The 5871-nt window shown below is 48.7% G+C and carries 8 tRNA genes and 3 rRNA genes; all 11 read right to left on the bottom strand.

The window, feature by feature from the left end:
- Positions 1-39: 39 nt before the first annotated feature.
- The 11 genes from C5E06_RS18800 to C5E06_RS18750 all read right to left on the bottom strand — a co-directional run bounded on the left by C5E06_RS18800 (position 40) and on the right by C5E06_RS18750 (position 5826).
- Positions 40-115 (bottom strand) — tRNA-Asp (locus C5E06_RS18800).
- A gap of 22 nt (positions 116-137) precedes the next feature.
- Positions 138-209 (bottom strand) — tRNA-Glu (locus C5E06_RS18795).
- Between the two features lie 13 nt (positions 210-222).
- Positions 223-298, bottom strand: a tRNA-Lys gene (locus C5E06_RS18790).
- A gap of 4 nt (positions 299-302) precedes the next feature.
- Positions 303-377: transfer RNA gene (locus C5E06_RS18785), tRNA-Gln, on the bottom strand.
- Between the two features lie 6 nt (positions 378-383).
- Positions 384-467: transfer RNA gene (locus tag C5E06_RS18780), tRNA-Tyr, on the bottom strand.
- 7 nt (positions 468-474) lie between these two features.
- Positions 475-550 (bottom strand) — tRNA-Thr (locus C5E06_RS18775).
- Positions 551-554: 4 nt separating this feature from the next.
- Positions 555-630, bottom strand: a tRNA-Val gene (locus C5E06_RS18770).
- 5 nt (positions 631-635) lie between these two features.
- A 5S ribosomal RNA gene (rrf, locus tag C5E06_RS18765) occupies positions 636-751 on the bottom strand.
- A 101-nt stretch (positions 752-852) separates the two neighbouring features.
- A 23S ribosomal RNA gene (locus tag C5E06_RS18760) occupies positions 853-3777 on the bottom strand.
- A gap of 300 nt (positions 3778-4077) precedes the next feature.
- Positions 4078-5628 (bottom strand): 16S ribosomal RNA (locus tag C5E06_RS18755).
- The 16S, 23S and 5S rRNA genes sit together here with 8 tRNA genes alongside, the layout of an rRNA operon.
- A gap of 122 nt (positions 5629-5750) precedes the next feature.
- Positions 5751-5826 (bottom strand) — tRNA-Ala (locus C5E06_RS18750).
- Positions 5827-5871 lie beyond the last annotated feature (45 nt).

Here is a 5871-nt window from a genome sequence, read left to right as displayed (position 1 = left end):
CCTCTGCTCTACCGACTGAGCTACCGAGCCTTATTAAAATGGCGGTCCCGACCGGGGTCGAACCGGCGATCTCCTGCGTGACAGGCAGGCATGTTAACCACTACACCACGGGACCAAAAATGAACATAAAAAAAACATGACCCGTACGGGATTCGAACCCGTGTTACCGCCGTGAAAGGGCGGTGTCTTAACCACTTGACCAACGGGCCACGAAAAATAAAATGGTGAGCCATGAAGGATTCGAACCTTCGACCCTCTGATTAAAAGTCAGATGCTCTACCAACTGAGCTAATGGCTCTTAATGGCTGGGCTAGCTGGATTCGAACCAGCGCATGACGGAGTCAAAGTCCGTTGCCTTACCGCTTGGCTATAGCCCAATAAGATGGTGGAGGGGGGCAGATTCGAACTGCCGAACCCGAAGGAGCGGATTTACAGTCCGCCGCGTTTAGCCACTTCGCTACCCCTCCGTTAAGATGGTGCCGGCCAGAGGACTTGAACCCCCAACCTACTGATTACAAGTCAGTTGCTCTACCAATTGAGCTAAGTCGGCTAAATGGTGGAGGATGACGGGATCGAACCGCCGACCCCCTGCTTGTAAGGCAGGTGCTCTCCCAGCTGAGCTAATCCTCCGAATTGCCTGGCAACGTCCTACTCTCACAGGGACAAGGTCCCAACTACCATCGGCGCTAGAGAGCTTAACTTCCGTGTTCGGCATGGGAACAGGTGTGACCTCTCTGCCATCATTACCAGACTGTATTCATTTAAGACAAGAATCATTGTAACTCATTTAACTTTTAAAGTCAACAAGTTTTTTATATTCCTTCAAAACTAGATAACATTGCTACATATTATATGGTTAAGTCTTCGATCGATTAGTATTCGTCAGCTCCACGTGTCACCACGCTTCCACCTCGAACCTATCAACCTGATCATCTTTCAGGGATCTTACTAGCTTACGCTATGGGAAATCTCATCTTGAGGGGGGCTTCATGCTTAGATGCTTTCAGCACTTATCCCGTCCACACATAGCTACCCAGCTATGCCGTTGGCACGACAACTGGTACACCAGAGGTATGTCCATCCCGGTCCTCTCGTACTAAGGACAGCTCCTCTCAAATTTCCTACGCCCACGACGGATAGGGACCGAACTGTCTCACGACGTTCTGAACCCAGCTCGCGTACCGCTTTAATGGGCGAACAGCCCAACCCTTGGGACCGACTACAGCCCCAGGATGCGATGAGCCGACATCGAGGTGCCAAACCTCCCCGTCGATGTGAACTCTTGGGGGAGATAAGCCTGTTATCCCCGGGGTAGCTTTTATCCGTTGAGCGATGGCCCTTCCATGCGGAACCACCGGATCACTAAGTCCGTCTTTCGACCCTGCTCGACTTGTAGGTCTCGCAGTCAAGCTCCCTTATGCCTTTACACTCTATGAATGATTTCCAACCATTCTGAGGGAACCTTTGAGCGCCTCCGTTACCTTTTAGGAGGCGACCGCCCCAGTCAAACTGCCCGCCTGACACTGTCTCCCACCACGATAAGTGGTGCGGGTTAGAAAGCCAACACAGCTAGGGTAGTATCCCACCAACGCCTCCACGTAAGCTAGCGCTCACGTTTCAAAGGCTCCTACCTATCCTGTACAAGCTGTGCCGAATTTCAATATCAGGCTACAGTAAAGCTCCACGGGGTCTTTCCGTCCTGTCGCGGGTAACCTGCATCTTCACAGGTACTATGATTTCACCGAGTCTCTCGTTGAGACAGTGCCCAAATCGTTACGCCTTTCGTGCGGGTCGGAACTTACCCGACAAGGAATTTCGCTACCTTAGGACCGTTATAGTTACGGCCGCCGTTTACTGGGGCTTCGATTCGTAGCTTCGCAGAAGCTAACCACTCCTCTTAACCTTCCAGCACCGGGCAGGCGTCAGCCCCTATACATCACCTTACGGTTTAGCAGAGACCTGTGTTTTTGATAAACAGTCGCTTGGGCCTATTCACTGCGGCTCCTCTGGGCTTGCACCCTAAAGAGCACCCCTTCTCCCGAAGTTACGGGGTCATTTTGCCGAGTTCCTTAACGAGAGTTCGCTCGCTCACCTTAGAATTCTCATCTTGACTACCTGTGTCGGTTTGCGGTACGGGCACCTAATCTCTATCTAGAGGCTTTTCTCGGCAGTGTGAAATCAACGACTCGAGGAAACAATTTCCTCTCCCCATCACAGCTCAATCTTAAGAGTGCCGGATTTGCCTAACATTCAATCTCACTGCTTAGACGTACAATCCAATCGTACGCTTCGCCTATCCTACTGCGTCCCCCCATCGATTAAAACGATTATAGGTGGTACAGGAATATCAACCTGTTATCCATCGCCTACGCCTGTCGGCCTCAGCTTAGGACCCGACTAACCCAGAGCGGACGAGCCTTCCTCTGGAAACCTTAGTCAATCGGTGGACGGGATTCTCACCCGTCTTTCGCTACTCACACCGGCATTCTCACTTCTAAGCGCTCCACATGTCCTTGCGATCATGCTTCAACGCCCTTAGAACGCTCTCCTACCATTGTCCAAAGGACAATCCACAGCTTCGGTAATATGTTTAGCCCCGGTACATTTTCGGCGCAGTGTCACTCGACTAGTGAGCTATTACGCACTCTTTAAATGATGGCTGCTTCTAAGCCAACATCCTAGTTGTCTGGGCAACGCCACATCCTTTTCCACTTAACATATATTTTGGGACCTTAGCTGGTGGTCTGGGCTGTTTCCCTTTCGAACACGGACCTTATCACCCATGTTCTGACTCCCAAGTTAAATTAATTGGCATTCGGAGTTTGTCTGAATTCGGTAACCCGAGAGGGGCCCCTCGTCCAAACAGTGCTCTACCTCCAATAATCATCACTTGAGGCTAGCCCTAAAGCTATTTCGGAGAGAACCAGCTATCTCCAAGTTCGATTGGAATTTCTCCGCTACCCACAGTTCATCCGCTCACTTTTCAACGTAAGTCGGTTCGGTCCTCCATTCAGTGTTACCTGAACTTCAACCTGACCATGGGTAGATCACCTGGTTTCGGGTCTACGACCAAATACTATACGCCCTATTCAGACTCGCTTTCGCTACGGCTCCACATTTTCTGCTTAACCTTGCATCAGATCGTAACTCGCCGGTTCATTCTACAAAAGGCACGCCATCACCCATTAACGGGCTCTGACTACTTGTAAGCACACGGTTTCAAGTTCTCTTTCACTCCCCTTCCGGGGTACTTTTCACCTTTCCCTCACGGTACTGGTTCACTATCGGTCACTAGAGAGTATTTAGCCTTAGGAGATGGTCCTCCCAGATTCCGACGGAATTTCACGTGCTCCGTCGTACTCAGGATCCACTCAAGAGAGAATATATTTTCAACTACAGGATTATTACCTTCTTTGATTCAACTTTCCAGATGATTCGTTTAATATATTCCTTTGTAACTCCGTATAGAGTGTCCTACAACCCCAATAAGCAAGCTTATTGGTTTGGGCTCTTCCCGTTTCGCTCGCCGCTACTCAGGGAATCGAATTTTCTTTCTCTTCCTCCGGGTACTAAGATGTTTCAGTTCTCCGGGTCTGCCTTCTGACAAGCTATGAATTCACTTGTCGATAACACAACATAACTTGTGCTGGGTTCCCCCATTCGGAAATCTCTGGATCAACGCTTACTTACAGCTACCCAAAGCATATCGTCGTTAGTAACGTCCTTCATCGGCTTCTAGTGCCAAGGCATCCACCGTGCGCCCTTAATAACTTAATCTAATATAGTTATTAATCTGTGAGTGTTCTTTCGAACACTAGCGATTATTTTTTATGAATTCAAGCTTATTTAAAACTCTATTCACTCGGTTTTGCTTGGTAAAATCTATTTACTTACTTATCTAGTTTTCAATGTACAATGTCATTAATTAATAATCACAATTAAGTATTATAACAAAATATAATAGTCAATGCAATATTCAATTAATCATGAATGTTTAAAAATAAACATTCAAAACTGAATACAATATGTCACGTTATTCCGTATCATCTCTATGAGATGTTCCGAATATATCCTTAGAAAGGAGGTGATCCAGCCGCACCTTCCGATACGGCTACCTTGTTACGACTTCACCCCAATCATTTGTCCCACCTTCGACGGCTAGCTCCAAATGGTTACTCCACCGGCTTCGGGTGTTACAAACTCTCGTGGTGTGACGGGCGGTGTGTACAAGACCCGGGAACGTATTCACCGTAGCATGCTGATCTACGATTACTAGCGATTCCAGCTTCATGTAGTCGAGTTGCAGACTACAATCCGAACTGAGAACAACTTTATGGGATTTGCTTGACCTCGCGGTTTCGCTGCCCTTTGTATTGTCCATTGTAGCACGTGTGTAGCCCAAATCATAAGGGGCATGATGATTTGACGTCATCCCCACCTTCCTCCGGTTTGTCACCGGCAGTCAACTTAGAGTGCCCAACTTAATGATGGCAACTAAGCTTAAGGGTTGCGCTCGTTGCGGGACTTAACCCAACATCTCACGACACGAGCTGACGACAACCATGCACCACCTGTCACTTTGTCCCCCGAAGGGGAAACTTCTATCTCTAGAAGGGTCAAAGGATGTCAAGATTTGGTAAGGTTCTTCGCGTTGCTTCGAATTAAACCACATGCTCCACCGCTTGTGCGGGTCCCCGTCAATTCCTTTGAGTTTCAACCTTGCGGTCGTACTCCCCAGGCGGAGTGCTTAATGCGTTAGCTGCAGCACTAAGGGGCGGAAACCCCCTAACACTTAGCACTCATCGTTTACGGCGTGGACTACCAGGGTATCTAATCCTGTTTGCTCCCCACGCTTTCGCACCTCAGCGTCAGTTACAGACCAGAAAGTCGCCTTCGCCACTGGTGTTCCTCCATATCTCTACGCATTTCACCGCTACACATGGAATTCCACTTTCCTCTTCTGCACTCAAGTTTCCCAGTTTCCAATGACCCTCCACGGTTGAGCCGTGGGCTTTCACATCAGACTTAAAAAACCGCCTGCGCGCGCTTTACGCCCAATAATTCCGGATAACGCTTGCCACCTACGTATTACCGCGGCTGCTGGCACGTAGTTAGCCGTGGCTTTCTGATTAGGTACCGTCAAGACGTGCACAGTTACTTACACGTTTGTTCTTCCCTAATAACAGAGTTTTACGATCCGAAGACCTTCATCACTCACGCGGCGTTGCTCCGTCAGGCTTTCGCCCATTGCGGAAGATTCCCTACTGCTGCCTCCCGTAGGAGTCTGGACCGTGTCTCAGTTCCAGTGTGGCCGATCACCCTCTCAGGTCGGCTACGTATCGTTGCCTTGGTAAGCCGTTACCTTACCAACTAGCTAATACGGCGCAGGTCCATCTATAAGTGATAGCAAAGCCATCTTTCACTATCGAACCATGCGGTTCGAAATATTATCCGGTATTAGCTCCGGTTTCCCGAAGTTATCCCAGTCTTATAGGTAGGTTACCTACGTGTTACTCACCCGTCCGCCGCTAACGTCAAAGGAGCAAGCTCCTCGTCTGTTCGCTCGACTTCCATGTATTAGGCACGCCGCCAGCGTTCATCCTGAGCCAGGATCAAACTCTCCATAAAAATTTATGATGTTTGATTAGCTCATAATACTAAATAGTGTTTGTAACATTTAAGTTACTTTATTGGAATTAACGTTGACATATTGTCATTCAGTTTTCAATGTTCATTTGATATTAATTAAATGGTGGAGACTAGCGGGATCGAACCGCTGACCTCCTGCGTGCAAAGCAGGCGCTCTCCCAGCTGAGCTAAGCCCCCATGTTTTTAAAGAAGTCGGGAAGACAGGATTCGAACCTGCGACCC

This window comes from Pseudoclavibacter sp. RFBI5, from assembly GCF_002931395.1.
GTDB lineage: Bacteria > Actinomycetota > Actinomycetes > Actinomycetales > Microbacteriaceae > Pseudoclavibacter.
The sequence above is the reverse complement of the archived record's forward strand: the minus strand, read 5'-3'. Positions and strand labels throughout refer to the sequence as shown.